Here is a 25,823-nt window from a genome sequence, read left to right on the forward strand (position 1 = left end):
GTGCAAAGGGGGCTCATCGAAATGTTCCGGCAACGGCTGAGGAAGGAGTTATCCGCACCTTCAGACGTGCTTCCTAACGTGGAACGTAGAACGTAGTACGGCAGTTAGAGTCTTATTTCTTTCTGCTCTCGTTGAAGGCCTTCAGGACCGCATCGGTGACGTCGGCGGCCGGGTCAACGTAGACCATGGTCTCCCTGCTGAAGATGGCGGTGTAGCCGCTCTTGCGGCCGAACTCCTGAACCACCTTGCCGATCTCGTCCAGGATCTTATTGGTGTACTCTGAGTTCTTCAACTGCAGGTCGTCCTGGGCATCCTTCAGGAAACGCTGGTAATCCTTCATCCCCTTCTGGTAATCGCGATCCTTCGCGCTGCGGGCGGAGTCGTTGAGCAGCGCGGTCCCCTGGCTCTCCAGTTCACCTTTCAGCTTGAGGAGTTCGGCCTCCCTGGCCGCCTTCTCAGCCTCGTACTTGGAGGCCTTCTGCATCAGCTGGTCCTTCGCCTCTTTGCCGGCGTCGGACTGCGACAGCACTTTCTGAATGTCCACGGAACCGACCTTGGAACCGTCGGCAGCCATTACCGCCAGCGGAAGTGCCAGAACCAGCATAATTGCGATGATGAAACGTTTCATGACTTGCTCCTTCCAGTACATGGATTTAGAAAATGCTGCCGATTGAAAATTCGAGCTTGCCGCCCTTGTTGTCGATCCCCTCCCTGGGGTTGATCGGAATCCCGTACTCCAGCCTCAGCGGGCCGATCGGGGAGAACCACCTGATGCCGCCACCGTACGAGGTGAGGATGTTCGAGAAGGTCCCGTTAAAGGTGTTGTCGCAGTTGCCGGCATCGAAGAACAGCACCCCTTTGAGACCCGCCTCCTTCAGGAGCGGGAAGGACCATTCCACGTTGGCCACAGCCTCGACGTCCCCGCCCAGGTAGACGCGGTTGTCCTTGGAGCCGGTCAGGCCGCCGATACCGGAGGTCGGCACCGGGGTCGTCTTGTTGGGGCTCACCGTCCTCGATGAGTACCCGCGCAGCGAGCTGATGCCGCCCAGGTAGAACTTCTCGTCGATCGGGATCTCTTTGCCGCCGTAGGACTGGACGTACCCCAGCGTGCCGCGCACGGACCCCACGCCGTAGAACAGCGGGTGGAACAGCGTGTGCTCGGTGATGTACTTGATGTACCGGTTGGTCCCCCCTACCCCGGCGAACTCGACGGAGAGGGTGTTCAACATCCCGGTCGAGGGATCGAGGCGGTAGTCGGTGGTGTTCCTGGAGAGGCTGGCGATGATGGCGCTGGTGGTAGAGGTCTTCTCAGGAGCGAGCACCGTGCCGTTAAGGATGTTGAGCCTCAAATCCTCCGACTCGTCGAAGATCTCCTTCTGCTCGTACTTGTAGAGCCAGAAGGTGCTCACCGTGTCGGAGAGGGGGTAGCCCGCCTTGATGTCGCCGCCGGTGGCCCTGCGGGTGTAGTCGAGGTACTGCCGCTCGTTGCGGTAGATGTCGGCGCCCAGGGTCCACTTGGTGTCCATGAAGTAGGGATCGGTGAGGCCCAGGTTGTAAGTCTGCGACTTGCTACCCAGCGATGCCGCGGCGGTCATCTTGAGCCCCAGGCCGAGGAAGTTCGCCTGCTGCACCGACCCCTGGCCGATGATGCCGTCCAGCGAGCTGTAACCGGCGCCGATGCTGAAGGTGCCGGTCGGCTTCTCCTTGACCTCGACGTTCAGGTCGAGCTTGTCCGCGGCGCTCCCCTTGGCCGTGGCCAGGTTCGCCTCCTCGAAGAAGCCGGTGTTCATCAGGTTCTGCTTGCTCTTCTTGAGCGCGGTGGAGCTGTACAGGTCCCCTTCGTCGAGCTTCAGTTCGCGGCGCACCACCTTGTCGCGGGTCTTCACGTTGCCGGTGATGTTGATCCGGTCGATGGTGACCTTCTGCCCCTTCTCCATGTCGAAGGTGATGTCGATGGTGTGGTTCTCCGGGTTGAGCTTGGTGATCGGAGAGGCGTTGGCGAAGGCGTACCCCTTGTCGGCGTAAAGGTCGGTCAGGCCGAAGACGTCGGTGCGCAGGTCGGCGCGGCTGAAGAGCTGGCCCGGCTTCTCCTTGAGCTTGCCGTTCAGCACGGTCTCGCTCTCCAGCAGCTCACCCTTGAAGCCGAGCTTGCCGACACGGTACTGCTCCCCCTCGGTGATGCCGATGCTCACCTTGAGTCCCTTGCGGTCCGGGAGCAGCTCCACCTTCGGCTCGCCGACCTTCACGTTGACGTAGCCGTTGTTCATGTAGTGCTCGGTGAGGAGGTTGACGTCGTTTTTAAGGACCTCTTCCTTGTAGGTGCCGGCGCCGGTCAACCAGGAAAGGAACCACTTCTCGCCGGTCTCCATGGTCTTCTTGAGCTTCTTGTCGGGGAAGGCGTGATTCCCCTCGAACTCGATCTGCTGGATGAGAACCTTGTCCCCTTCCTTGATGCGGAAGATGACGTGGACCTCGGTCTCGGAGCGGATGCTCAGGTCGCCGGAAACCTCGGCTAAGTAGTACCCCTCGTCGGAGTAGAGCTTCTTCACCTTCTTGACGCTCTTTTGCAGGTCCTTGGCGGAGAAGACGGTGTTGGGCTTGATCTCGATCGCCTCGCGGACCTTGTCGGTGGAGAGCTCCTTGGCCCCCTCGATCTTCACCTCGCGCACGATCGGCTTTTCGGTGACCACGTACTCGATGACGACACCGCCGTCCTTCGCTTCGCTCTGCACCTTGACGTCGGTGAAGTGCCCGAGCTTGTAGATGGCACGGATGTCCGCGTCGACCTTGTCCGGGGTGACGACATCGCCGCCCTTCAGGCGCACCGCCTGGAGGATGGCTGCGGTCTCGATGCGGTGGTTGCCGCTGATCTTGACCGCCACGATCTTACCGCCGGCAGCTTGCTCTCCGGCTGCCTTGTCGGCAGCGGACTTGTCGGCAGCGGCCTTGTCGGCGGAGGTGGTATCGGCGGCCTTCCCGGCAGCAGCTTGCTCGGCCTGGGCGGAGGCAACCGTCATGCAAAGCATCAGCTGAGCGGCAAGCAGGGTAGATAACGATTTACGCAGCAAAGGGTCCCCCGAAAAAGCCAAAGATAATAGTTATCAGTAAAAAGGGCGGCGTGGTCAGGCCGCCTCGACCACCTTGCCGTCGACCATCCTGACGGTGCGCGCCATGCCGGCCGCCAAGTGCTCGTTGTGCGTCACTATGACCAGCGAGATGCCGGTGTTGCGCTGGATCTCGTACAAGAGCGAATGCACCTCTTCGCTGGTCTTCATGTCCAGGTTGCCGGTCGGCTCGTCGGCCAGAAGGAGCTTCGGCTCGCGCACCAGGGCGCGCGCAATGGCCACCCTCTGCTGTTCTCCGCCGGAAAGCTCGCCCGGCCGGTGGGTCACCCGGTGGGAAAGCCCCACGTCTTTCAAAAGCTTGAGCGCCCGCCCTTCGCAGCGGGAGCGCTTCTCGCCGCCGATCAAAAGCGGCATCATCACGTTTTCCAGCGCGGAGAACTCCGGCAGCAGGTGGTGGAACTGGAACACGAAGCCGATGGAACGGTTGCGAAAGGCCGCCAGCGGCTGGTCCGCGAGGTTGAAGATCTTCTCGCCGTCGAAGAGCACCTCGCCGGAACTGGGACGGTCGATGGTCCCCATCACGTGCAGGAGCGTGCTCTTGCCTGCGCCGGAGGGCCCCACCAGGGCGATGGTGTCGCCGGCCGCCACGGTTAGGTCGATCCCCTTCAGGACCTCGACCCTGGCCTCGCCGGTCCCGTAGGACTTGAACAGGTTCTTTACCTCGAGCAGGCTACTCATAGCGCAGCGCCTCGGCGGGGGCCATGCGCGAGGCGGCCCAGGAAGGGTACAGCGTCGCGGCAAAGGAAATGAGCACGGCGGTGACGCTGATCAGCACCACGTCGGACGTCACCACCTGGGACGGGAAGTGGTCGAGGTAGTAGATGTCCTTGCTGAAGAGCTCGAAGCCGGTCAGTTTCTGGATCACCGACACAATCGGCTCCAGGTTGAGGGCGACCAGAAGGCCTCCCAGGACGCCGATGATGGTGCCCAAGACGCCGATGATGAGCCCCTCGAAGACGAAGATGCGCATGATGCTGCGGCTGGTAGCCCCCATCGACTTGAGTATCGCGATGTCGCGGGTCTTTTCCATGACCACCATGAACAGCGTCGAGGCGATGCCGAAGGCCGCCACCAGCACGATCAGGGTCAGGATGATGAACATCACGCTCTTCTCGGTCTTGAGCGCGAAGAGGATGTTCTTGTTCATCTGCATCCAGTCCCGGGCGTGGAAGGGAGGGCCCAGTTCGCGGTCGATCCTGCCGGCCAGCTCCCCGGTCTTGTAGACGTCGCGCACCTTCAACTGGATCCCGGTCACCACGTCCCCAAGCCCCAGGAACTGCTGGGCTTCCTTGAGCGAGACGTAGGCCAGCGTCGAGTCGTACTCGAACATGCCGGTGTTGAAGATGCCGGTGATGCGGAAGCGGTTCAGCTTGGGCATCATCCCAAGCGGCGTGATGTTCCCCATCGGGGAGATCACGTCCACCGTGTCGCCCAGGAACAGCCCAAGGTTCTTGGCGAGCTCCTTGCCGATCACCACCCCCGGCGTCTTGCCCACCTCGGGCTCCAGCGATGTGAGGTTCCCCTCGACCATCGACTTGTGCAGGTTGGTCACCTTGGCGTCGGTGGCGACGTCGATGCCGCGCAGGACCACACCGGAGACGTTCTTCCCGGTGGAGAGCATGACCTGGTTGTAGATGAACGGGGTGGCGGCGACGACACCGTCCACCCCCTCAAGTTTCTTCATTACCTGCGGGTAGTCCTGCACCGCGCCGAGGCCGTTCAGGACCACGATGTGCGCGTTGGTCCCAAGGATCTTGTCCTTGAGATCCTCCTCGAAGCCGGTCATCACGGCCAGCACGATGATGAGGGCCATGACGCCGAGGGCGACCCCCGCCACCGAGATCAGGGTGATCAGCGAGATGAAGGTCGATTTGCGCTTCGCCTTCAGGTAGCGCAGCCCTATGAAGAGCTCAAAGGGCATTATTTGCCCTCTTTACGCAGCTGCGGGAACAGGATGACGTCGCGTATCGACGGGGAGTCGGTGAGGAGCATGACCAGGCGGTCGATGCCGATCCCCTCCCCGGCGGTCGGCGGCAGGCCGTACTCCAGGGCGCGGATGTAGTCCTCGTCCATGTAGTGGGCCTCTTCGTCCCCCTTGGCCTTGGCGGCCACCTGGGCCAGGAAGCGCTCCTTCTGGTCGCGCGGATCGTTGAGCTCGGAGAAGGCGTTGGCCATCTCCCGGCCGGCGCAGAAGAATTCGAAGCGGTCCACGTACTCCGGGTCGTGGTCGTTCTTCCGGGATAGGGGCGACACTTCGGTCGGGTAGTTGGTGATGAAGGTCGGCTGGATCAGCTTGGTCTCGGCGACCTCCTCGAAGATCTCGGTGATCAGCTTGCCGTAGCCGATGTCCTCGGGGAGCTCCAGCCCGATCTTCTGGGCGTAGGCGTAGGCGAGGTCGCGGTCCTCGAGGCTCTTCGCGTCGATGTCGCCGTACTCGAGGATCGCTTCCTTCACGGTGAACCTCTTCCAGGGGCGCTGGAAGCTGATCGCCTCGTCGCCGTAGGTGAAGTCCAGGGTCCCTAAGAGTTCCTGGGTCACGTGGCAGAGAAGTTCCTCGGTGAAGTTCATCAGGTCCTCGAAGGTGGCGTAGGCCTGGTAGAACTCCATCATGGTGAACTCGGGGTTGTGGCGCACCGAGATCCCTTCGTTTCTGAAGTTGCGGTTGATCTCGAAGACGCGCTCGAAGCCCCCCACCACCAGGCGCTTCAGGTAGAGTTCCGGGGCTATGCGCAGGAACAGTTCCATGTCCAGCGCGTTGTGGTGGGTCACGAACGGTTTCGCGGTGGCGCCGCCGGGGATCGGCTGCATCATCGGCGTCTCGACCTCGAGGAAGTCGTTTTTGGTCATGAACTCGCGGATCAACTGCACGATCCTGGAGCGCTTGTAGAAGACCTCGCGCACCTCGGGGGAGACGATCAGGTCGACGTAGCGCTGGCGGTAGCGGGTCTCCACGTCGGTCAAGCCGTGGAACTTCTCGGGGAGCGGCAGAAGCGACTTGGTCAGAAGGCGTACGGTGGAGACTGCCAGGGACAGCTCGCCGGTCTTGGTCCTAAACGGGGTACCGGTGGCGCCGATGATATCGCCGATGTCGTAGTTCTCGAACTCGGCGAAGAGCTCCTCGCCCAGGGTGTCCTTCTTAAGGTAAAGCTGCATGCGCCCCTTGCGGTCCTGCACCTGCACGAAGGCGGCCTTGCCGAAAGAGCGGCGCATGATGATGCGCCCGGCGACCACGAAGGTCTGCGGGTCGTCCTCGATGACCTCCTTATCGCCGTAGGCGTCGCGCACGTCGGCCGAGGTATGCTGAGGCTTGTAATCGTTCGGGTACGGGTTGATCCCCGCCTCCCACAATGCATCTACCTTGCGTCTTCTCTGCAGCAGCAGTTCGCTCAACTCTTCCATGTTATCTGCAACCTTTCTTTACCGCGTTGGGCTGTGAAACAATCCGTCAAACTAAACTATTTGCGCCAGCCAAGTCAAGGGAAAAGGGGTACGGCTCGGCCTGGTGAAGCAAGGCTAAAGCCGTATCCCTTCTGACAAATGTGCTACTGGAACTTGACCGTCACCGGCACCTTGAAGTAGGGAACCCCAGAGGTGGTGTCGACAGTGTTGCCGAGCTGCCCCATGCTGTTGTTGCCCCAGCCATACCAGACGCCGTTCACTTTGGCGAACGAGCAGGTCCCGAAGGCGGCGATGTCGGTGGCCCCGGCGAAATGGGCGCCGCCGAAGGTCTGCAGCACATAGACCAGGCTGCTGGAGTTGGTGAAGGTGCCGTTGCCGAGCTGTCCGTAGTAGTTGTTGCCGATGGACTGGATCTCGTAGCTGCCGTCGCTGCCGTCGTTGCCGGGATCCCCCAGAAGCAGCAGGATATGGTTGGTCCCGGTGACCATCTTCTTGATCACCTTGCCGGTCACGGTAAAGACCGGTACCGGGTCGGGGCTGCTCTTCAAGGTCAGCGGCGTCACGTTGCCGTGCTCGATCAGGTCGCCGAGTTCCCCCGCGTCGTTGTACCCCCACCCCCACAGGATCTCGGAGGCGATGGCGCCGAGGTTGTCCCGCTGCACCTCCAGAGCGAGGCTTGCGCTGCCGAGGGCTGCGACCTGCTCGATGGTGCCCGTAAGGGTATCGGGGAAGGTCACCTTCCTGGGACGTGCGCAGCTCGTAGAGTAGGTGCCGAAGCTGGTCTTGCCGAAGCCGACCTGCCCGTAGCTGTTGCCCCCCCAGGCGTAGACGTAGTTGACCGGGGTCCCGCCGCCGGTGGTCAAAAGCGCAAGGGAATGGAGGCCGCCGGCCGCCACCTGCAAGGGGTGCAGCAGGGTCAGGTCTTCGCCGTCGCGGCCGGTGGTGACCTGGACGGGAGCGGTGGCGTTGGTCGTGCTGTTGTTGCCGACCTGGTGGTAGGTGTTCTGCCCCCAGGCGTAGAGCTTGTCGCCGGCGACGGCAAGCGAGTGGTAGCCGCCCGCTGCGATGTCGGTCACGGTGGCGTGCATCCAGACCTCAACCGGTTTCGAGCTGTAGGCATCGGGATAGGCGGTGGAAACCTTGCTCCCCGCCCCGAGCTGGCCGTACAGGTTGTACCCCCAGGAGGAGACGAGGCTCGTGATGTTGCCGAACACCATGGTATGTTCGTTCCCCGCGACGGCCTTTGCCCCGGGCAAGACCATGTTGTCCATTCCCGGAACGTGGACGGCGACCTCGCGTTTCGTCAACGTGCCGTCGCCCAGTTGGCCGAAACCGTTGTACCCCATGGTGAAGGTACTGTGGTTTCTGAAGATGACGCTGTGGCTGTAGAATATGGTGACCGTGGAGGGGATGTGGTCCTTGGAGGAAGAGCCGCCGCAGCCGGAGAGTGCGGCAGTAAGAAGCCCGGCGCAGATCAAAACCTTGAAACGCCCGCGAGTTTGCATGTTAGAGACCCCTTGTTGGTTAATTCGATCCGGCGGATTTAACTATACATAAATGGGAATGTCAAGGACGGACTCCGGGGGATGGCAGTTGACATGCCGCGGTAGTTGCATGTAATAATGGCCCTTTTACAAAACGATACAAAGATTAATAAAACGATACGGAGGAAGTCATGGCTATCGAGCCGAACAAGGTCATCTACTCGATGATCGGGGTGAGCAAGTTTTACGACAAGAAACCGGTGCTGAAGGACATCTACCTCTCCTATTTTTACGGCGCCAAGATCGGCGTGCTCGGTCTAAACGGCTCCGGCAAGAGTTCGCTTCTGAAGATACTCGCCGGCACGGACAAGGAGTTCAACGGCAAGACCATCCTCTCCCCGGGCTACACGGTCGGCTTCCTGGAGCAGGAACCCACCCTCGACCCCTCCAAGACGGTGCGCCAGTGCGTCGAGGAAGGCGTGCAGGAAGTGGTCGACCTGGTGAACGAGTTCAACGAGATAAACATGAAGTTCGGCGAGGAGATGACCGACGCAGAGATGGAGAAGCTCTGCGACCGCCAGGCCAAGGTGCAGGAGAAGCTGGACCACCTGGACGCCTGGGACCTGGACAGCCGCCTGGAGCTTGCCATGGACGCGTTGCGCTGCCCGCCCCCCGAGACCAACGTCGCCAACCTCTCCGGCGGCGAGAAGCGCCGCGTCGCCCTGTGCCGCCTGCTGTTGCAGAAGCCGGACATCCTGCTTTTGGACGAGCCGACCAACCACCTCGACGCCGAGAGCGTGGCCTGGCTTGAGCAGCACCTGCAGCGCTACGCCGGCACCGTCATCGCCGTGACCCACGACCGCTACTTCCTTGACAACGTGGCGGGCTGGATCCTGGAACTGGACCGCGGCCAGGGGATCCCGTGGCAGGGGAACTACTCTTCCTGGCTGGAGCAGAAGGAGAAGCGCCTGGCCCAGGAGGAGAAGACCGAGAGCGAGCGGCAGAAGACTCTGAAACGCGAGCTGGAATGGATCCGGATGTCCCCCAAGGGTCGCCATGCCAAGGGCAAGGCGCGCATCAACTCCTACGAGGACATGCTGAACACCGAGAGCGAGCAGCGGGCCAAGGACCTGGAGATCTTCATCCCGCCCGGGCCGCGTCTGGGCGGGGTCGTGGTCGAGGCGGAGAACGTCAGCAAGGGGTACGGGGATAAGCTCCTCATCGAGGGGATGGAATTCCGGCTCCCTCCCGGCGGCATCGTCGGCGTCATCGGCCCCAACGGCGCCGGCAAGACCACCCTGTTCCGCATGATCACCGGCGAGGAGAAGCCGGACTCCGGCAGCTTCAAGACCGGCGAGACGGTGAAGCTCGCCTACGTTGACCAGAGCAGGGACGCCCTCGATCCGGACAAGACCATCTGGGAGGTGATCTCGGAGGGCCAGGAGCAGCTGCAGCTCGGCAAACAGCTGGTCAACTCCCGCGCCTACGTGGCCCGCTTCAACTTCTCCGGCGCCGACCAGCAGAAGAAGGTCGGCATGCTCTCCGGCGGCGAGCGCAACCGCGTGCACCTGGCCAAGATGCTCAAGGAAGGCGGCAACGTAATCCTCTTGGACGAGCCGACCAACGACCTGGACGTGAACACCATGCGTGCGCTGGAGGAGGCGCTTGAGAACTTCGCCGGCTGCGCCGTGGTCATTTCCCACGACCGCTGGTTCCTGGACAGGATCGCCACCCACATCCTCGCCTTCGAGGGGGACAGCAAGGTGGTCTGGTTCGAGGGGAACTACTCCGAGTACGAGGAAGACCGCCACGCCCGCCTGGGGACCGCGGCCGACCAGCCGCACCGCATCAGGTACCGCCAGCTGACCCGCGCCTAGGCGGCAAAGGGGCAGACACAAGAAGGGGGCGGCCGATTGACGGCCGCCCCCACTTTTTTGTGCACCTGTAGGGGCGAATAATTATTCGCCCCCTCCCTTGCGGGCGACCCCGTAGACCACCTCGTAGGTCGCCGGCACCCCCGCCTCGCTGCCGAAGCGCGAGCGGTAGCTCGCCATCATCTCCAGCATCACCCTGCGCTCCGCCAGTCCCCTGCCGCTGGCGGGTGCCGTGCTCCCGGCCCCGATCCTCTTCAAGGAGCGGAGCAGTGCCGGCACGTCGGGGTGCAGTTCCACCTCCAGCTCGGAGCCGACCCGCGCTGCCTCGAAGCCAGTCCGCTCCAAGGCGGCCGACACCTCTGCGCAGGGGAAAAAGCTGTGGGTGCGGTCGCCCCCCCCTTCGACTGCCGCCCGGTAGGACTCCCGCAGTTCGAACAGGGTACGCTCCCCGAAGAGGGCGAAACAGAACACCCCGCCGGGGGCCAGCACGCGGCGCGCCTCGGAGAACGCCCGGTCCAACGTGGCGAGCCATTGATAGGTCGAGGTGGAGACCACCACGTCGAAGCTCTCCGCCTCGAAGGGTAGCGACTCGGCATCGGCGTTCACCATGCGTACCCGCCTGCCGGCAAGGTTTTCGGCCGCCGTCTGGCACATCCCCGGCGCGAGATCGACGCCGACGGCGTCCATGTCCGGATACAGATCGGTCAAGCGCACCAGGAGCCTCCCGGTCCCGGCGCCAATGTCCAGCAGGCGAGCCGGGCTCACCCCTTCCGCCTGCAGCAGCCCGAGCAGCTTCTCGACCACCCGCCCCTGGACCACGGCGTGCCGGTCGTAATCGGTAGCCTGGCGGTGGAACGACTCCCGCACCTTGTCTCTGTCTATCTCTGCTGCCATCGATACCTTACCGAATGATACTCACTCCCCCGGAGGGGAAGGGTTAGGGAGGGGGAATCCGACGTCCTTGCCTCCATTCTCCCCCTCCGGAAGAAGGGGTTAGTGGAGTGCCGCCGGAGGGGCTAGAGTGCCTCCAGGAAATTTCTGAACAGCTCGTTGAACCGCTCCGGCCTGGTCATGAAGGGGGCGTGACCGCACCCCTGGAATATCTCCAGCCGCGCCATCGGGAGCCGCTGCGCCAAATAGGTCGAGGCAGCGGCAGGGCAGACGGTGTCCAGCTCGCCATGAACGACGAGCACCGGCCGGTCCACCTGCGGCAGTTGCTCCCGCAGGTCCGCCGTGGACAGTATGTTGAGCGATTGCATGACCGCCTCAGGGTCGGCGGAGCGCCCCCCCATCACGATCCCGTGCACGATGCGCTGGTAGAGTGCGTGGTCCAGCTCCCCTTCGGCGAACATCCCCTTGAAGAAGTCGCCCATGGTCTTTTGGTGGTCGCGCCTGAGGCGCAGCCCCATACCCTTCACTTCGACCGGCGGCTTGCCGTGCGGGTAATCGTCCGTGCTGGCGTATCGGGCGTTGCCTCCCACCAGCACCATCCCGGCAAGACGGGGCCGCAGTGCCGGGAAGGCTTGCAGCGCCACCTGCACCCCCATCGACCACCCCACCAGGACCGCGTCCTGCAAAGCGAGTTCTTCGAAGAACGCGGCGAGGTCCGAGGCGTAATCGTCGATGGTGTAGGACGGAGCCGGGGCAGAATGGCCGTGGCCGCGCAGGTCCAAAAAGATGAGGCGCCCGGCATCCGCCAGCTCCTGCTGGAAACGCCAGGCACGCCCGGACATGGCCCAGCCGTGGACGAATACCACCGGTCTTCCCGCGCCTGCTTCCTGATAGTGTAGGGTCACCCGACTTTCTCCTTCTGAAATTACGAAAAGCAGTAACCGCTTTGAACCGGTTTCAAATCACACCAAGCTTTTTCCCCACCCGGGCGATGGTGTCGGCAGCGGCTTCGAGATCGGCGGCCTCATGGGTAGCCATGATGGTGCAGCGCAGACGACAGCTTCCCGCCGGTACGGTGGGAGGCCTGATACCCTGCACGAAGATCCCCTCGTCCAGCAACTCCTTGCTGAACTGCATGGTCGCCTCGGCCGGTCCCACGAAGACGGGGACGATCTGGGTCTCGCTCCCCATGGTGTCGAAGCCCGCAGCGGCAAGCCTGTTCTTGAAAAGCGCGACGTTCGCCGACAGCCTGTCCCGCAACTCCTTCCCCTCGCGAGAATCGACCAGGTCCAGTGCCGCGATGGACGGCGCCAAAACCGCCGGAGGAAGCGAGGTGGAAAAGATGAAGCTTCTGGCCTTGTTCACCAGGTATTCGCAGATCGTCTGCGACGCAGCCGCGTAGGCTCCGAAGCTCCCCAATCCCTTGCCCAGCGTCCCCATGTGGATGTCCACGCCGTCCATCACCCCAAGGAGTTCGGCGGTGCCGCGCCCGGTAGCACCGAGAACCCCGGTGCCGTGGGCATCGTCGACCATGAGCAGGGCACCGTATTGCCGGGCGAGCTGCACCATCTGCCGCAACGGAGCGATGTCGCCGTCCATGCTGAAAACCCCGTCGGTGACGATCAGGCGCCGCCCGGTCCCCGGCTTTTCCTGCAGCAACCGCTCCAGGGCCGCCATGTCCCGGTGCGGGTAACGGTGGAAGTTCGCCCGCGACAGCAGGGCCCCGTCCACGATGCTGGCATGGTTCAACTTGTCCGAGAAGATGGCATCACCCCGCCCGACCAGCGCGGAGATGATCCCGGTGTTGGCGGCATAGCCGGAGTTGAAGACCAGCGCCTTTTCCGTCCCCTTGAACCGGGCGATCCGCTCCTCCAGCTTCTCGTGCAGATCCATGCTGCCCGAAACCAGGCGCGACGCGCCGCTTCCTGTCCCGAAGGCCGCGCCGAAGACCGCGGCCCGGCGCAGTGCGGCATGATCGGCCAGCCCGAGATAGTTGTTGGAACAAAGCAGGAGCACCCTTTTACCGTCCAGATCGACGTGGCTCCCCTGCGCCCCTTTTATCACCCTCATGCTGCGGTACAGCCCCTCGGAGCGCAACTGGTCCAGTTCTTCTGCGAATGTCTGCACAGTTTCTCCTCTCATAACAGCGTAAAAGCGGAGCCCTTTTATTAGCACAGGCGCCCGGGTTCGTCAACCTGGCAACGGCCAGCGGTTGACAAATACATACAGCCAAACCTATAGAGCTGATTTCATGGCACAATTCCGTGCCGCCACAACCTGAACCGTCCCCCGAGCGCTGCATCGAGCTCCTCCAGCAGTGCAGGGAGCAGAACCTGATCCAGGTGGCTGACAACGCGCAGTTCGGGGGCAGCTCCATCTGCAACTGCTGCAGCAGCCGCTGCGAGACCCTGATCCGGGGCACCGGGCCATGGCGGCCCTCGTCGGTGCCATCCTGAGGCTTCCGGCCGTGCAACAGAAGCTGGCGGCAAGCGAACGGGGCTCCCGCTACCTGGGGTGCATGATGCAAAGGATGGTCGAGCGCGCCAGCAGGTTGCCGTTGCGGCTCTGACTCTGCGCGTCTCGTTTGCACTTCCCGGGGCGATGTGCTACCTTCGCGACGCAGTCGCACACCATCATCCCGGGAAGAAAGAATGCGCGGATTGAAATACCTGGCAGGATATTCCGAACAAGTCACCTCCAAGGTGGAGCGCCTGCTGGCGAACAACGAACTGGGGGACGTGTTGCTGGCCAAGTACCCTACCCCGCACCAAATCAGGACCGACCGCTCACTCTACGATTTCACCGTCAACTTGAAGAACGAGTTCCTCCGCAAGTCGCAGCCGCTTAGCAAGGTGAGCTACGACCCGAAGATCAGCGTGATCAACCACGCCCTCGGCCTGCATTCCTTCGTGTCCCGTGTCCAGGGCGCCAAGCTCACGGCGAAGCACGAGATCAGGATCGCCACGCTGTTCAAGACGGCCCCGGTCGAGTTCCTGCGCATGATAGTGGTGCACGAACTGGCGCACCTCAAGGAGAAGGAGCACAACAAGGCCTTCTACCAGCTCTGCGAGTACATGGAACCCAACTACCACCAGCTCGAATTCGACACTAGGCTGTACCTCACCCACCTCGACGCATTCGGCGCGCTGTACCGGGAAGCCTGATCGGCACGGTTGCGCCGCCGCGCAGCCCCCTCCCCGCCATTGACAACCGCCCCCCTCCCGCTAGCATTTACACTGTCGAAAAATCAATAATCTTCAGCATTGCAACCGACCGTCCATCCTGGCTCAAGGAGGATCCCATGTCGTTCGCGCTCTACATCATCGGGTTCATTCTCATCATCTCAGGCGTCGCCTGGGCCCTGGTCGCGGCAGGGGTGGCCATGTTCAAGATCGCCATCGTCTCCATCATTTTGCTGGGCATCGGCATCCTGACCGGCGTGGTGAAGACGCGGCCCAAGGACCCGCCCCGGGGACCGCTGGCCTGACTCTCCCCCCCCCCACACGGCAAAAAAAGAGACCCACCGGGAACTCCCGATGGGTCTCTTTCGTTTTTCGTAAGGGAGACAGTCACACTGCCAGCACGGTCGTCGGCACCGGCAGCGGTTCGCGCTTGGGACCTTCCGCCTCCACCTGCGGGGTGAACGGCATCGCCAGCACCCTGCCCAGCGTGAGCTGCTTCGGATCCTGGAAACCGGCCACCCCGATGTCCAAAGAGTCCTGCATGACGTTGAGCCGGATGGTGCCGTGCAGGTAATCCGGCCACGAGAAGATGGTGGACCAGTTGGAGTCCCTTTCCTCCCTGACCGCCGAATGATGGATCCCGTGCATGCGCGGAGTGACGATGAAGCGGCACAAACGCCGCTCGACGCGATGGGGGAGCCTCAGGTTCGAGTGATGGAACAGGATCTCCATCAGGGTAAGGGTCTGCCATAAGGCGAGCGCGAAGGGTGCGACCCCGATCAGGCGGACCTGCGCCGCCCGCCAGGGAACCGACAGCAGCAGCTCGCCGAAATGGAAGCGAAGCGCGGTGCTGGCATCGAGGTCGAGATCGACGTGGTGCGGCCTGTGGAAGCGCCAGAGCAAGGGGACCTTGTGGGTCAGGACGTGCCAGATGTAGAGCGTGTAGTCGAGGAGCACGACGGACAGCGCAACTTCCGCCCAGGCCGGGAGGCAAAGAAGTTTCACGAGCCCCAGGCGCCTTGCCTGCACCCGCAGGGCAAGCGGCCCCACCACCGGCTTCTCGGCGAGCGCGACGGTCGTAGCGGCGATCACGGAGAAGGCAGCGTTACGCTCGTTGCGCCGCAGCTTGTCCTCCTTCTCCCTCCGGAGCGGACGCCTGAGCTCCATGGCCGCGACCACGGCGCAAGTGCCGAAAATAAGCGCCGCGTTCAGCCACTTGGGCAGCTCTTCCCTCAGGTTGTCTCTTCGTGCGGACATGCTTTGACTCCCTCTTTTCATGCAGTCTGTCGCCTGGCACGGCCCCGGCCGCCATTACCTCAAGATCTCACCCCCGCCACCCGGTGCACCAACTCGGCGGCGGCGGTCCAGGCGATGTGATTACCGAGTTCCTTCGCGCTCGGCTGCCAGGGGATGCGCCCCAGACGCGGGGACAAGCCGAGGCTGGGCGCTATCAAGCCGTCGCAGGCGAAGAAAAAGGGGACGGCGAAGGGAAGACCGCCCCAGCGGGTAAGGAATGGATATCTCCCGGTGAGCCTGCCGTGAATCACCCCCCACCCCAGGCCGTAGATAACGCCGAAGAGAGCCCTGGCCCGCTTCTTCTCCCTCGCATCCAACCTGCGCCCCAGGAGCTTCGCCCCGAAGTGCGGGCCCGCCATCCGGTGGGCCGGCGCCTCGCGCACGCGCCGGTCACGCCTCTTCTGCTTTTGAGTCACCAACGGGTCCAACATCCTGTCGCTTACGGCCGCCACCGCACCGGCAACCAGGCCGGCCGCCATTGCCACGAGCACCGGGTGTCCTTCCGCCAGGGACCGCAAACCGCCTTCCTTGGACATGACAGCCTCCCTGGGGCCTGTATCGGTTGTTTGATTTTGCCGCTGGTCCGAACAATTTTCCCATTGTAGCCCCAGCAGCCCAGCTGTCAATTTCGCCGCGACCATCACCCAAGCCTTGGGTTTCCGGGGTTCACGGGGCTTGACCATGTAAGAGGGCGTTTTATACTTAGGTCGGCCCGATCCCAGGCCGCAGCGCAACGACACGATCAGGAGGCTCCCATGCTGGTCCGCACCCTGCAGGTGGTGGTACATTGCGAGCACAAGACGCTGTGGAACATGCTTATGGACAGGCTGCAGCACCCGGAGCGCTACATACAGGGGGTGGCCGAGGCACGGGTCACCGAGGAAGAGCCCGGGGTATTCATCGCGGAGATGGCGCTCCGCGGGGAAAGGGTCAAGGAACGGGTGCTGGCACGCCCCTACGACGGCGAACTGCGCCACGAGCTGCTGGAGCACCCGCAATTTACCGGGTTCATCGTCAGGAAGATCGTGAAATCGGCGCGGCAGAGCCCGGTGGCCCCGCTCTACCTGGAGTACGACCTGGACCTGCTGCGCAAGTCCCTGAAGGTCCAGGGGGTGGTGAGGGGGGAAGAGGAAATCCTGACCGACCTGGAAACGGAGATGCAGAAGGTGAAATTGCGGGCGGAGGAATCGGATTCGAGGGGGTAACCGATGCGGGTCTGGCTCTTTCATGCCACGTTGTGCGCGGCGTCCCTTTACTCGGCAACGGCGCTGTGCGCCCCGCCCGACTGGCTTTTCATGGACCAGAACGGGCAGTCCAGCTTCTACTACGACAGAAACAGCAATGTGACCGTACGCGAAGGGGTGATCCAGGTAAGGACCCGGGTGGTCTACAGCGAAGAGGGGAGAAAAGAAGCGATCAAGCTGCTGAAAGGGATGCCGGAGTCGGCGTTGCTCCAGGAGACGCTCTACAGCTACGAGATCGACTGCCCCGAGCGGGAGGGGCACCTGCTGGCGTCGAGCCACCTGGACCGGAACGGGACCATCCTGAAATCCACCGACCTTGCCGCAGCCACCCAGTGGGAGTACCTGCCGGACGACACGCGCATGGGACGGGTGGTCCGGCAAGCCTGCCCCCCCTAGCGCCTACCTCTTCCGATATTCCTGCCGCAGCAACAGATCCATCAACACCAGCGCCGCCATCGATTCCACCACCGGTACCGCCCGGGGGACGATGCAGGGGTCGTGGCGCCCCTTCGCCTCCAGGACCGTTTCACTGCCGTCAAAGCGCGCCGTCTTCTGCGGCAGGGCTACCGTTGCCGGAGGTTTGAAGGCCACCCGGAAGTAGACCGGCTCCCCGTTGGAAATCCCCCCTTGCACGCCTCCTGAGTAATTGGTCGCTGTCCCCAGTCGCCCCCCCTTGTCCACGAAGGGGTCGTTGTGGGCGCTCCCCAGCATGCGGCTGCCGCTGAACCCGGAACCGATCTCGAACCCCTTGCTCGCCGGAATGGAGAGCATGGCGTGCGCCAAAAGTGCCTCCAGCTTGTCGAAGACCGGCTCGCCCAGCCCGGCGGGGAGGTTCCGGCAGACACAGCAGACAGTCCCCCCGACGGAATCGTCCCTGCTCTTCACCTGGGCGATCAGGTCGGCCATGGCCTGGGCCATGGCGGGGTTGCCGCAGCGGACCGGGTGCGCGTCCACCTGCCGGCGATCAACCCGTTCCAAGTCGACGTCCCCCGCTTCGAGCGCTCCCACGCTGTCCACCCAGGCCACGATCTCCACGCCGTGGCGCTCAGCCAGGAACTTCTCCGCGATGGCGCCGGCCGCCACCCTGGCGATGGTCTCACGGGCGGAGGAACGACCGCCGCCGCTGGAGGCACGCACGCCGTACTTCACCTGGTAGGTGTAGTCGGCGTGCGAAGGGCGGGGGACCTGGGACATCACCTGGTAGTCGCCGGGGCGCTGGTCGCGGTTATGCACCATGAGGCCTATGGGTGTGCCCAGGGTGACGCCCCCCTCGACGCCGGAGAGGATGGTGACCACGTCCTCCTCCTCGCGCGGGGTGCTCAATTCGCTCTGCCCTGGACGGCGGCGGTCCAGTTGAGGCTGTATGTCGGACTCGGAGAGGCACATCCCCGCCGGCGCGCCGTCGACGATGGCGCCGACCGCCGGACAGTGGCTCTCGCCGAAGGTGGAAACTCTGAACAGGGTACCGAACACGGAGGACATATCAGCTCCTTCCCCTCACGGAGCGGCCGGGGCAACCGGCCGGGAGGAATTTCTCGGGTGACGCGTTGCCACCAGCACCACCAGGCTGCGCGGCGGGAGCCGGTAGCTGTCGCCGTCGACCACCGGGATCGCGTCCCAGGGGGTGATGTCGTCGGGGGATGCCAGCGAGGTGTCGATCCAGCGGTGCCAGGCGCCGCCGGGAAGCCTTCTCGGCGGGGGGAGGGTGAAGCTGAGCGGCTCCCAGTAGGCGTTGACCATGTAATGGAACACCAGGTGTTTCGAGGCGCTCCACACGGTGAGGGCGATGCTGTGCGACTGGTAGCTCCAGTCCGGGGTGCCGAGGTGGACGCCGTGCCACTCAAGGCGCGCCTGCCCGAGGAGCTGGTTTAGCGTGAGCGTCTCCGAGGAGGTGTCGCCCTGCCTGAGCCGCGCCCTGATCAGCTCCCTGGTGAATCGATAGATGCCCGGGTGGACCGCCAGCCCGTCCCAGTCGAACCACCCCAGCTCGTTGTCCTGGCAGTAGGCGTTGTTGTTGCCGCGCTGGGTGCGGCGCATCTCGTCCCCCATCAGGATCATCGGAGTCCCCAGCGCGAGCAGGGTGACCGCCATGAAGTTCTTCACCTGACGGTTGCGCAACGCCTCGATGGCCGGGTCCGACGTCGGTCCCTCGACGCCGCAGTTCCAGCTCAGGTTCGCGTCGGAGCCGTCCCGGTTCTGCTCGCCGTTGGCCTCGTTGTGCTTTTTGTTGTAGGAGACCAGATCGTTGAGGGTGAAGCCGTCGTGGCAGGTGACGAAGTTGATGCTCTGCTCGGGCTCGCGCTCCTGGTGGCCGTAGATGTCGGGGCTTGCCAGCATCCTGGCCGCAAAGCGGGACACCACCCCCTCGTCCCCCTTGAGGAAGCGGCGCACGTCGTCGCGGAACTCGCCGTTCCACTCCTTCCAGCTGTCGCCGATGAAGCTCCCCACCTGGTACAGGCCGCCGGCGTCCCAGGCCTCGGCGATGAGCTTGATCCCCGCCAGCGCAGGATCGGACTCGATGTCCCAGAGGATGGGAGGGTTCTTGAGCGGACGCCCCTGACCGTCGCGGGAGAGGATGGAGGCGAGGTCGAAACGGAAGCCGTCGACGTGCATCTCCTTGACCCAGTAGTGCAGGGAATCGATGATCAGCCGGCGCACCACGTGGTGGTTGGCGTTCAGCGTGTTGCCGCAGCCGGTATGGTTTATGTAGCTTCCGTCGGCGGCGAGGGAGTAGTAGACATCATTGGCGAAGCCGCGGAAACAGAAGGTGGGGCCTTTGTGATCCCCCTCCGAGGTGTGGTTGTAGACCACGTCCAGGATCACCTCGATGCCCGCCTTGTGCAGCGCCTTGACCATGTCGCGGAACTCGTCCAGCGGCCCCAGCGGCCCCTTCTTGGAGCTGAAGGCGGCATGCGGCGCGAAGAAGGAGACCGGGCTGTAGCCCCAGAAATTGCGCAGCCCCAGGGGGGCGTCGAGCGGGTCGAACTGGAATACCGGGAGGAGTTCCACGGCGGTGACGCCGAGATCCTTCAGGTAGGGAATCTTTTCCACGAGGCCGGCGTAGGTGCCGCGCTTTCCTTCGGCGACGCCGGAGGAGGGGTGCTTGGTGAAGCCGGCCACGTGCATCTCGTAGATGACCGTCTTCGTGTAGGGGCGCTTGAGCGGCAGGTCCCCTTCCCAGTCGTAGCCGCGCGGGTCCGCCACCACGCTCTTCATGGCGCTCTTCGCGTTGTCGCCGGGAAGGCAGGCGTCGCCACGGCGGTACCCGTCGGGAACGGCGACGGCGCGGCCGTAGGGGTCGATGAGCACCTTCCCCGGATCGAAGCGCCGTCCCCGTTGCGGCTCGAAAGGGCCGGCCACGCGGTAGCCGTAGAGCTGGCCCGGGCCGATACCGGGGACGAAGATGTGCCAGTAGTGGTAGGTGCGGTTGCACTTGGGATCGAGGGAGATGACGCGGGAGGGGGTGGCGTCGTTGGCGTCGTCGAAGAGGAGCAGTTCTACCCCGGTGCAGTCCCTGGCGAAGACGCTGAAGTTCACCCCTCCCCGGGTCACCGTGGCGCCCAGCGGCGAGGTATTTCCCTTGGGAAGCTCGCCGTTTCTCGTGCCTGCTCTTCCAGTCGTTCTCGCCATTGTTTCCTTCCGACCGATCACATAGCCTGAACGCGCTCTCTGTGAGGTGGGCTGTAACTGCGCTTTTTACCCAGTGAGACTATAGATGATTATGTTTTTCAGTCAAACGGAGGCGCGCGCTTTTTTAGAAACAGTCGCTGCGGCGATCCCGCACGCCGAGATGAAGGCGCAGAGCCAGCCGATCCAGTCTCCCGCCGCCCCGTACAGCGTCCCCCCTTCCAGAAGCGGCACCCGGTCCACCAGGACCTCGCGGGTCCAGACCCCGGTGCGGCTGACGATGCGGCCGACGGGATCCACGAATGCCGATATGCCGGTGTTGGTGACCCGCACCAGGGAGCGGCGGTTCTCGATGGAACGGAAGCTCGCCAGCGCCAGGTGCTCCATCGGCTCGACCGACTTGCCGTACCAGGAGTCGTTGGTCAGGTTGAACATCACCGCCGGTGTGCGTCCCTCGCGCCCGCCACGCATCAGCTTCCTGATGTGGGTGGGGAAGATGTCCTCGTAGCAGATGCTCACCGACAGGAGGTGGTTCCCCAGCTTCAGGGGCTCGGTGCTCCTTCCGGAGAAGAACTTGGCGCTGTAGGGGGACCAGGCGTAGAGCTGCGGGAAGACGTCGCCGAAGGGTATGTACTCGCCGAAGGGAACCAGCACCGTCTTGTCATAGCTTCCCAGGATGCGCCCCGAGCCGTCGGCCAGAAGGGCGCTGTTGCAGTAGCGGGTCTCCCCCTCCTCGTCGATGCGGAGACAGCTCCCGAAGAGGAGCGGGGTCTGCAGGTCGCCCAGAGCCCACGTGGGCAGGCTCCCCTCGCGGGAGGAGAGGCTCACGCTCAGCACCCCTTCGGGCCAGACCACGAGGTCGGGCTTTTGTGCCGCCACCAACTCCCGGGACAGGTCGCGATGCTCCTTCTGCATGAGGTCGACCGCCAGGTGATTGTCGGCCGCGCCCCGGTTGGTCTGCACCAGACCGACGGTCAGCCTCTGCGCCGTGGCAAGCTTTCCATCCACCTCCCGGATGCGCAGCTCCCCGTACCCCGCCACCAGCAGCAGCGTAACGGCCAGCGCCGAAACTGCGCGCCACGGCACGCTCCGTTGCTCGCGCCAGCTGACCGTCGCCCAATACAGGGTGGCATTGATGTAGACCACCAGGAAGGAGACCCCGAGGATGCCGGAGAAGTCGGCGATCTGGGTCAGGTGCGAGATGCGGTACTGGCTCGCCCCCAGGTAGTTGGGGAAGACCTCCGGCCAGAATTTCTCGATCGCCGTCCAAAGGACCGGTGCCACCCAGAGCACGTACCATTGCCTGTCGCGGGTCAGCAGCCGGGTTCCCCAGGCCCATGCCGCCAGCACTATGCCGTTGGCCGCGGCAAGGAGCAGCAGACCGAAGACACCGGCGATAAAGGGGGCGCCGGCAAACTGCTGGAACATCTGGATGATCCAGTAGAAGCCCCCGCCGTGCCCCACGATGCCGGCCAGCCAGCCGAGCCAGAAGGCGCGCGCCGGGCGCTGCCCCCGCAGCGCCCAAAGCAGGGGGACCAGGAAGAACCACTCGAGGTAAAACTGGTCGAAACCGGCGTAACCGAGGAACATGAGGACGCCGCTGGCCACGGCGGCACCCCACGGCAGCAGGAACTTGAAGTTTGCGGAAGTTGTCAAGAATGGACCTCTTGTCTGAAAAACTGCAACCGCGGGTGGCGCACCCGCGGCTTGCGCAGGTTGGCACGATACCACAGCCGCTTAATAACCTCAATCCAACAGGGGAGCAGGGACCGGGCTGCACCGCCGCCCATAAGAAAGGGCGCCCGGGAAGGCGCCCCATTTACTTTCAACGCTCCGGATAGTAATCCGGCGGAACCGAGTACATGTCGGGAGGGGGGGGCGGGGTGTACGGCCTGGCCCGGCGCGCCTTGCGCACCGATCCCGGGATCTGGTTCCCCTTGGCGTACATGCACTGCACGTAGGTGTTGTCGTAGCGGCGCTGGGCCTCGTAGCCGTAGACCCGACCTGATTCGGAGCCGCTTGCCGCGCCGAAGAGAAGGCCAGTACCGCCGCCGATCGCCGCACCGGCACCTGCGTTGCCGCTGGCCGCGCCCAACATCGCGCCCACCCCGGCACCGATGGCCGTCCCCACGACTGCGCTGGTGGCGGTGTTCTGGTTTGCCGTGTCCTGCGGGCTCATACCGAGCTGCTGTTCGGCGTACCTGCGGCAGAGTGCGTCTTCGGCCATGAACTGCTCGAACGACTTCCCGGGGGTCGGCAGCACCCTCACGCTTGGCCCGGTGGGCATGGTGACACAGCCACCAAGCACCAGGAAGGCGATCAGCGACCAAACTGCTGTCCTGGTCTTCATCATCTGTCAATCCTCCTTATCTTCCTCTGGCTGAGCGGGAGGTGTCGTGTTGGGTACCACCTTCATCCAGCCGCTGGGGCAACGCTCCACGTACGGGTAGTAACCTTCCGGCTTGCGGCAGTAATACCAATAGCCGGTCTGCTCCTCACCGGTCCCGGTGTCCGGGGAGATGTACTCCTGCGGCTCCTGCGGCACCACGACGGTCGGAGGGTTGTAGTAGTACGGGTATGCGGGGTACGGGTAGTAGTACGGGTAAAAGAATGGATCCCAGTAGCCCCAGCCCGGGCCGATATAGACACTGCCCGAGAAGTGCCCGCCGTCCCTGTGGCCACCGTAGCTGTAGCCGCCGCGGCTGTAGCCCCGGCTGTAGGTGGTGCCACCGCGCCCTGCCGCCCGGCCCACGACCTCGCCGCCTCGACCGGCTCCACGGGTGAAAGCTTCGCCGCGCGCGCCGGAATCTGCGTAGCTTGTCGTAACGGCACCCGTCATTGACACAGCCGCCGCAAACAACGAAATGAAAAGGGCACTGATCCGGATTTCCCTCATGACTTAGCCCTCCTTTAAGGGGCGTTTCGCAACTGTTTCAGTATACTCCCAGGCTTCAATATCTGCAAAAGCTAACCCAGAGCCAAGATACCCGCCCACGCTTGCCCTGTCAATGCCACCCTGCCACGGCAAAGGGTGAGGCTGGATACAGCACCGCCCCTGTCCGGGCCCCATCCGAACCGGTTTGACTTATCCGCCGACTGTGGAAAAATTAGCGAGTTCAAATATTCCAGACACAAAGGAGCTACGTATGAGAAAAGATGCAACGGTGGTGTCATCACTCTTTCTTGCAGCGGCTCTGATTCTTCCCGCGGTCAACTCCTGGACCGCGGAGGGCACGCGCCCCGCAGTGCCCCGCCGGACGCGGTCCAGGAAGCCCAGACCCCGCGGGATGTCCCCCAAAACCGCCCGGAGCAGCAAAAGGGAAACCACGACCAGTCCGACCTCTTCAGCGCGACCAAGGCCGAGCCCTCGTCAACCGCTTTCAGGAACCAGCCCGACGAGGGGAAGACCCTTGGCTTCGAGTTCTACCGCGACCCGCTGGATGCCAAGAAGCCGATGACGACCTTTCAGGAGGTGCGCCAGAAGGATGTGGCGGAAAAACCCAAGGTCATGGAGACGCAGCGACGCCTGCTTGAATCGCGCTACGACCTGCGCCCCAGGCTGTCGCCGGACGTCAGGATGTCGCGCGGCAAGCCGGTCGCCGTCGGCCCCACCGCGCGCCTGGGGGAGGGAACTTCCTGGGAGAAGCTGGCGGCGCTCCCCCCTGCGGAGATCAGGTCCAGGAACCTGTTCCCCTACCCGCCGCTCCCCCACCCAAAACAGGTCAACGGCGGCCAGGTCTTCCCCCGGGGGACAGCACAAAGGAGCGCCGTTACTGGTACAGCAGCTGTTCCTCGGTGTAGTAGGTTCGCTTGGACTGCACGTTTTCCTTGATGATCCTGGCACCGGTAGGCGAGGTTTTCAGCTCGGGGCGGTGCACCTTCAGGAACTCCCGGTACTCACCCGAGACCATGTCCGGGTGGCGCTTCCTCAGTTCGGCGATGGCATCTTCGAGCACCTGCGGGATGGCGGCCGCCAGGGCCCGGACCGCTTCTGGAGGGAGCTTGCCGGCTGGGGACTTAGGGGAGATGCGCGCGGCCCACAGTATCTCGTCGGCGTAGGCGTTGCCGATACCGCCGATGAGTGCCTGGTCGAGCAGCAGCGGCTTGATCAGGGTCCTCGGCTTCTTCCGGCAGAGCTGCTGCAACTGGTCGACCGTCAAGTCAAGGGCGTCGGGTGCGTCCCTCTCATCGCCGGGGTTGAGGGCGACGCTGGCCCATCCCTTTTCGTCGCTGACGGCAAGGACGGAGCCGTCGTCGAAGGTTACGGTAAGCACTAGGTAGCGCAGGCGGTCGAGTTGGCCGGAGTCGGTCAGGACGAAGCCGCCGGTCAGCATCAGGTGCACCCGCAAAACGGTCCCGTTGCCGAACCGGAAGGCGACCTGCTTCCCGGCTCTTTCCACGCCGGCGAGCGTTGCTCCCGCAACGGCCGAGGATAGTTCGGCATCGGAAACGTTGAGTTGCCCCCTCTGGTGGTATTCCACCCTGCGAACTTTCTTGCCGGCCAAGGCCTTGTTCAGATTGTCAGCGTAGATTGTGAGATCGGGCAGTTCTGGCATGGTTCCTCCTGAAGGGGAGAAGATCACGGGGTGAGCGTAGCCCGCAACGGCGCGATGTCAACGCCCAGGGGCGAGGGATCAGTCGGCAGCAGCACCCTCGGCGCGGTAGTCGATCCCGAGCTGCCGCTCGCGCAGGCGCTTGACGGACAGGGGGAGCACCACGGCGGCGAAGATCAAGGCGCAGCCGGTCCACTCCTCGGCGGTCAGCCTCTCACCCAGAAGCAGCGTCCCCCCGAGCATGCTCCAGACCGGATCCATGGTGTAGATGAGTCCCGCCTTGGTGGGGGTGGTGTAGCGCTGGTAGGTGTTCTGCAGGGTGAAGCAGATCACGGTCGGGAAGATGGCGCAGTAGATGAGCGACCCGAGCGAGACCCAGGTGACGGACAGGGGGGCCGAAGGAAAGAGCAGGTCCAGGGTCCCTCCGACGACGGCCACCGTTGCGAATTGCACGAAACTCAACAGGTAGATGTCCTCGTCCCGTAGCAGCTTCGACACCGAGATGATGTGCAGCGCGATGAACAGCGCGCACAGGGTCGACAGCAGGTCGCCCTTGTTGAACCCGTCGACGCCCCCCCGGGCGAGCAGCCAGAGCCCCGCCAGGGCAAGCACCAGCCCGGCGGCGCTCAAGCGGTCCAGCCGCTCGCGCCAGAAGGCGAAGCAAAGCAGCGGGATCAGCAGCACGAACAGGTTGTTCAGGAATCCCGCGCGGGAAACGCTGGTCCCGCTTACCCCGAGGACGAAGGAGAGGTTCGTGGCCGCCAGGGCAAGCCCCACCACGAGCCCAGTCCTGAAGGTGCTCCAGTTGAAACGCCCCAGCCGCGGTAGGCACAAAAGTCCCATGAGCAGCGTCGCCAGCGCGAAGCGGTAAAACAGGAAGGTGATCGGGGGGATTTCGCGAAAGCCGATCTTGTTGAAGATGAAACTGCCGCCCCAAAAGACGGTGGTCAGTATCAACCAGAAGGTCGCTTTGGATGAGCGAGGGTCGTCGTGATGTGATCTTTGCATCCGCATATTAAAGACAGGGGTGACCGCAGATGTCAACTCTTGTGACGCCGGCGAGACATTGACTTAAATATATTTTAGTTTCCGCCGGCGAACCGGCATGAACTCTTCACAGCTCCTTGCGGTACCGTTATCTTCCCTAA

25 protein-coding genes are annotated in these 25,823 nt (G+C 63.6%); 7 read left to right on the forward strand and 18 right to left on the reverse strand.

Going from position 1 to position 25,823, the window contains the following annotated elements:
• Positions 1–112: 112 nt before the first annotated feature.
• The 6 genes from KP003_RS15950 to KP003_RS15975 all read right to left on the reverse strand — a co-directional run bounded on the left by KP003_RS15950 (position 113) and on the right by KP003_RS15975 (position 8,029).
• Positions 113–628: an OmpH/Skp family outer membrane protein gene (locus KP003_RS15950; protein ID WP_216499959.1), complete on the reverse strand. Its 516-nt coding sequence runs from the start codon at positions 626–628 to the stop codon at positions 113–115.
• 25 nt (positions 629–653) lie between these two features.
• A complete protein-coding gene (gene bamA / locus KP003_RS15955; protein ID WP_407931692.1) occupies positions 654–3,068 on the reverse strand; it encodes an outer membrane protein assembly factor BamA in 2,415 nt (804 codons plus the stop codon).
• A 54-nt stretch (positions 3,069–3,122) separates the two neighbouring features.
• Positions 3,123–3,803 (reverse strand): ABC transporter ATP-binding protein, encoded by a 681-nt coding sequence (locus tag KP003_RS15960; protein ID WP_216499958.1) that lies wholly within the window; start codon positions 3,801–3,803, stop codon positions 3,123–3,125.
• Positions 3,796–5,046: a lipoprotein-releasing ABC transporter permease subunit gene (locus KP003_RS15965; RefSeq protein ID WP_216499957.1), complete on the reverse strand. Its 1,251-nt coding sequence runs from the start codon at positions 5,044–5,046 to the stop codon at positions 3,796–3,798. Before KP003_RS15965 ends, KP003_RS15960 begins: the two co-directional genes overlap by 8 nt.
• Entirely contained in the window at positions 5,046–6,524 is a 1,479-nt protein-coding gene (gene lysS / locus KP003_RS15970) for a lysine--tRNA ligase (RefSeq protein WP_216499956.1), read from the reverse strand. The genes KP003_RS15965 and lysS overlap by 1 nt, the downstream gene beginning before the upstream one ends.
• Before the next feature lie 143 nt (positions 6,525–6,667).
• On the reverse strand, positions 6,668–8,029 hold the full coding sequence (locus KP003_RS15975; protein WP_217299886.1) for an RCC1 domain-containing protein: 1,362 nt from the start codon (positions 8,027–8,029) through the stop codon (positions 6,668–6,670).
• 170 nt (positions 8,030–8,199) lie between these two features.
• Here KP003_RS15975 and ettA point away from each other — a divergent pair, with 170 nt between their 5' ends.
• Positions 8,200–9,885 carry an energy-dependent translational throttle protein EttA gene (gene ettA / locus KP003_RS15980; protein WP_216499954.1) on the forward strand — a complete coding sequence of 562 codons (1,686 nt, stop codon included), beginning with the start codon at positions 8,200–8,202 and terminating at the stop codon, positions 9,883–9,885.
• A gap of 81 nt (positions 9,886–9,966) precedes the next feature.
• Here ettA and KP003_RS15985 read toward each other — a convergent pair whose 3' ends face one another.
• The 3 genes from KP003_RS15985 to bioF form a co-directional block, all read right to left on the reverse strand.
• Complete coding sequence (locus tag KP003_RS15985) at positions 9,967–10,776, reverse strand: methyltransferase domain-containing protein (RefSeq protein ID WP_217299887.1); 810 nt, start codon at positions 10,774–10,776, stop codon at positions 9,967–9,969.
• A gap of 122 nt (positions 10,777–10,898) precedes the next feature.
• A complete protein-coding gene (locus tag KP003_RS15990; RefSeq protein ID WP_239027560.1) occupies positions 10,899–11,678 on the reverse strand; it encodes an alpha/beta fold hydrolase in 780 nt (259 codons plus the stop codon).
• A 52-nt stretch (positions 11,679–11,730) separates the two neighbouring features.
• A complete protein-coding gene (gene bioF / locus KP003_RS15995; RefSeq protein WP_217299888.1) occupies positions 11,731–12,900 on the reverse strand; it encodes an 8-amino-7-oxononanoate synthase in 1,170 nt (389 codons plus the stop codon).
• 301 nt (positions 12,901–13,201) lie between these two features.
• On the opposite strand from bioF, the gene KP003_RS16000 reads away from it, so the two are divergent.
• The 3 genes from KP003_RS16000 (at position 13,202) to KP003_RS16010 (ending at position 14,260) form a co-directional block, all read left to right on the forward strand.
• Positions 13,202–13,342, forward strand: coding sequence for a hypothetical protein (locus tag KP003_RS16000; protein WP_216499951.1), 141 nt, complete (start codon positions 13,202–13,204; stop codon positions 13,340–13,342).
• Positions 13,343–13,424: 82 nt separating this feature from the next.
• Positions 13,425–13,937 (forward strand): M48 metallopeptidase family protein, encoded by a 513-nt coding sequence (locus KP003_RS16005; RefSeq protein WP_216499950.1) that lies wholly within the window; start codon positions 13,425–13,427, stop codon positions 13,935–13,937.
• A gap of 137 nt (positions 13,938–14,074) precedes the next feature.
• Positions 14,075–14,260 (forward strand): hypothetical protein, encoded by a 186-nt coding sequence (locus KP003_RS16010; RefSeq protein ID WP_216499949.1) that lies wholly within the window; start codon positions 14,075–14,077, stop codon positions 14,258–14,260.
• Positions 14,261–14,342: 82 nt separating this feature from the next.
• On the opposite strand, the gene KP003_RS16015 is transcribed toward KP003_RS16010, so the two are convergent.
• Together KP003_RS16015 and KP003_RS16020 are read right to left on the reverse strand one after the other, a co-directional pair.
• A complete protein-coding gene (locus KP003_RS16015) occupies positions 14,343–15,212 on the reverse strand; it encodes a sterol desaturase family protein (protein ID WP_217299889.1) in 870 nt (289 codons plus the stop codon).
• Positions 15,213–15,271: 59 nt separating this feature from the next.
• Positions 15,272–15,787, reverse strand: coding sequence for a DUF1440 domain-containing protein (locus KP003_RS16020; RefSeq protein ID WP_216499947.1), 516 nt, complete (start codon positions 15,785–15,787; stop codon positions 15,272–15,274).
• A 219-nt stretch (positions 15,788–16,006) separates the two neighbouring features.
• On the opposite strand from KP003_RS16020, the gene KP003_RS16025 reads away from it, so the two are divergent.
• A complete protein-coding gene (locus KP003_RS16025) occupies positions 16,007–16,456 on the forward strand; it encodes a hypothetical protein (RefSeq protein ID WP_216499946.1) in 450 nt (149 codons plus the stop codon).
• A 3-nt stretch (positions 16,457–16,459) separates the two neighbouring features.
• A complete protein-coding gene (locus tag KP003_RS16030) occupies positions 16,460–16,891 on the forward strand; it encodes a hypothetical protein (RefSeq protein WP_216499945.1) in 432 nt (143 codons plus the stop codon).
• Positions 16,892–16,894: 3 nt separating this feature from the next.
• Here the strand turns inward: KP003_RS16030 and aroC are convergent, their stop codons facing one another.
• From aroC to KP003_RS16055, 5 genes are all read right to left on the reverse strand, one after another.
• Positions 16,895–17,977, reverse strand: coding sequence for a chorismate synthase (gene aroC, locus KP003_RS16035; RefSeq protein ID WP_216499944.1), 1,083 nt, complete (start codon positions 17,975–17,977; stop codon positions 16,895–16,897).
• Positions 17,978–17,992: 15 nt separating this feature from the next.
• A complete protein-coding gene (gene glgX, locus KP003_RS16040; RefSeq protein WP_217299890.1) occupies positions 17,993–20,125 on the reverse strand; it encodes a glycogen debranching protein GlgX in 2,133 nt (710 codons plus the stop codon).
• A 102-nt stretch (positions 20,126–20,227) separates the two neighbouring features.
• Entirely contained in the window at positions 20,228–21,778 is a 1,551-nt protein-coding gene (lnt, locus tag KP003_RS16045; protein WP_217299891.1) for an apolipoprotein N-acyltransferase, read from the reverse strand.
• Between the two features lie 169 nt (positions 21,779–21,947).
• Positions 21,948–22,475, reverse strand: coding sequence for a YMGG-like glycine zipper-containing protein (locus KP003_RS16050; protein ID WP_216499941.1), 528 nt, complete (start codon positions 22,473–22,475; stop codon positions 21,948–21,950).
• Positions 22,476–22,478: 3 nt separating this feature from the next.
• On the reverse strand, positions 22,479–22,961 hold the full coding sequence (locus tag KP003_RS16055) for a hypothetical protein (protein ID WP_239027561.1): 483 nt from the start codon (positions 22,959–22,961) through the stop codon (positions 22,479–22,481).
• A 615-nt stretch (positions 22,962–23,576) separates the two neighbouring features.
• On the opposite strand from KP003_RS16055, the gene KP003_RS21575 reads away from it, so the two are divergent.
• Positions 23,577–23,954, forward strand: a complete 378-nt coding sequence (locus KP003_RS21575) for a hypothetical protein (RefSeq protein WP_239027562.1) — start codon at positions 23,577–23,579, stop codon at positions 23,952–23,954.
• Here the strand turns inward: KP003_RS21575 and KP003_RS16065 are convergent.
• Positions 23,893–24,678 (reverse strand): Fpg/Nei family DNA glycosylase, encoded by a 786-nt coding sequence (locus tag KP003_RS16065; protein ID WP_217299893.1) that lies wholly within the window; start codon positions 24,676–24,678, stop codon positions 23,893–23,895. The two genes, KP003_RS21575 and KP003_RS16065, sit on opposite strands and share 62 nt — an antisense overlap.
• A 78-nt stretch (positions 24,679–24,756) precedes the next feature.
• The gene (locus tag KP003_RS16070) at positions 24,757–25,683 is read right to left on the reverse strand and encodes a DMT family transporter (RefSeq protein WP_216789185.1); all 927 of its coding nucleotides are present in this window, start codon (positions 25,681–25,683) and stop codon (positions 24,757–24,759) included.
• Between the last annotated feature and the right edge of the window lie 140 nt (positions 25,684–25,823).

Origin of the sequence: Geomonas diazotrophica, from assembly GCF_019063885.1 — a bacterium.
In the GTDB taxonomy this organism is placed as follows: domain Bacteria; phylum Desulfobacterota; class Desulfuromonadia; order Geobacterales; family Geobacteraceae; genus Geomonas; species Geomonas diazotrophica.

What these genes read in the sequence shown, in the direction of transcription:
- KP003_RS15950 (WP_216499959.1), bottom strand. Translation starts at nt 628, where the DNA reads ATGAAACGTTTCATCATCGCAATTATGCTGGTTCTGGCACTTCCGCTG.
- KP003_RS15960 (WP_216499958.1), bottom strand. Translation starts at nt 3,803, where the DNA reads ATGAGTAGCCTGCTCGAGGTAAAGAACCTGTTCAAGTCCTACGGGACC.
- KP003_RS15965 (WP_216499957.1), bottom strand. Translation starts at nt 5,046, where the DNA reads ATGCCCTTTGAGCTCTTCATAGGGCTGCGCTACCTGAAGGCGAAGCGC.
- lysS (WP_216499956.1), bottom strand. Translation starts at nt 6,524, where the DNA reads ATGGAAGAGTTGAGCGAACTGCTGCTGCAGAGAAGACGCAAGGTAGAT.
- KP003_RS15975 (WP_217299886.1), bottom strand. Translation starts at nt 8,029, where the DNA reads ATGCAAACTCGCGGGCGTTTCAAGGTTTTGATCTGCGCCGGGCTTCTT.
- ettA (WP_216499954.1), top strand. Translation starts at nt 8,200, where the DNA reads ATGGCTATCGAGCCGAACAAGGTCATCTACTCGATGATCGGGGTGAGC.
- KP003_RS15985 (WP_217299887.1), bottom strand. Translation starts at nt 10,776, where the DNA reads ATGGCAGCAGAGATAGACAGAGACAAGGTGCGGGAGTCGTTCCACCGC.
- KP003_RS16000 (WP_216499951.1), top strand. Translation starts at nt 13,202, where the DNA reads ATGGCGGCCCTCGTCGGTGCCATCCTGAGGCTTCCGGCCGTGCAACAG.
- KP003_RS16005 (WP_216499950.1), top strand. Translation starts at nt 13,425, where the DNA reads ATGCGCGGATTGAAATACCTGGCAGGATATTCCGAACAAGTCACCTCC.
- KP003_RS16010 (WP_216499949.1), top strand. Translation starts at nt 14,075, where the DNA reads ATGTCGTTCGCGCTCTACATCATCGGGTTCATTCTCATCATCTCAGGC.
- KP003_RS16015 (WP_217299889.1), bottom strand. Translation starts at nt 15,212, where the DNA reads ATGTCCGCACGAAGAGACAACCTGAGGGAAGAGCTGCCCAAGTGGCTG.
- KP003_RS16020 (WP_216499947.1), bottom strand. Translation starts at nt 15,787, where the DNA reads ATGTCCAAGGAAGGCGGTTTGCGGTCCCTGGCGGAAGGACACCCGGTG.
- KP003_RS16025 (WP_216499946.1), top strand. Translation starts at nt 16,007, where the DNA reads ATGCTGGTCCGCACCCTGCAGGTGGTGGTACATTGCGAGCACAAGACG.
- KP003_RS16030 (WP_216499945.1), top strand. Translation starts at nt 16,460, where the DNA reads ATGCGGGTCTGGCTCTTTCATGCCACGTTGTGCGCGGCGTCCCTTTAC.
- aroC (WP_216499944.1), bottom strand. Translation starts at nt 17,977, where the DNA reads ATGTCCTCCGTGTTCGGTACCCTGTTCAGAGTTTCCACCTTCGGCGAG.
- glgX (WP_217299890.1), bottom strand. Translation starts at nt 20,125, where the DNA reads ATGGCGAGAACGACTGGAAGAGCAGGCACGAGAAACGGCGAGCTTCCC.
- KP003_RS16050 (WP_216499941.1), bottom strand. Translation starts at nt 22,475, where the DNA reads ATGATGAAGACCAGGACAGCAGTTTGGTCGCTGATCGCCTTCCTGGTG.
- KP003_RS16055 (WP_239027561.1), bottom strand. Translation starts at nt 22,961, where the DNA reads ATGACGGGTGCCGTTACGACAAGCTACGCAGATTCCGGCGCGCGCGGC.
- KP003_RS21575 (WP_239027562.1), top strand. Translation starts at nt 23,577, where the DNA reads ATGACGACCTTTCAGGAGGTGCGCCAGAAGGATGTGGCGGAAAAACCC.
- KP003_RS16065 (WP_217299893.1), bottom strand. Translation starts at nt 24,678, where the DNA reads ATGCCAGAACTGCCCGATCTCACAATCTACGCTGACAATCTGAACAAG.
- KP003_RS16070 (WP_216789185.1), bottom strand. Translation starts at nt 25,683, where the DNA reads ATGCAAAGATCACATCACGACGACCCTCGCTCATCCAAAGCGACCTTC.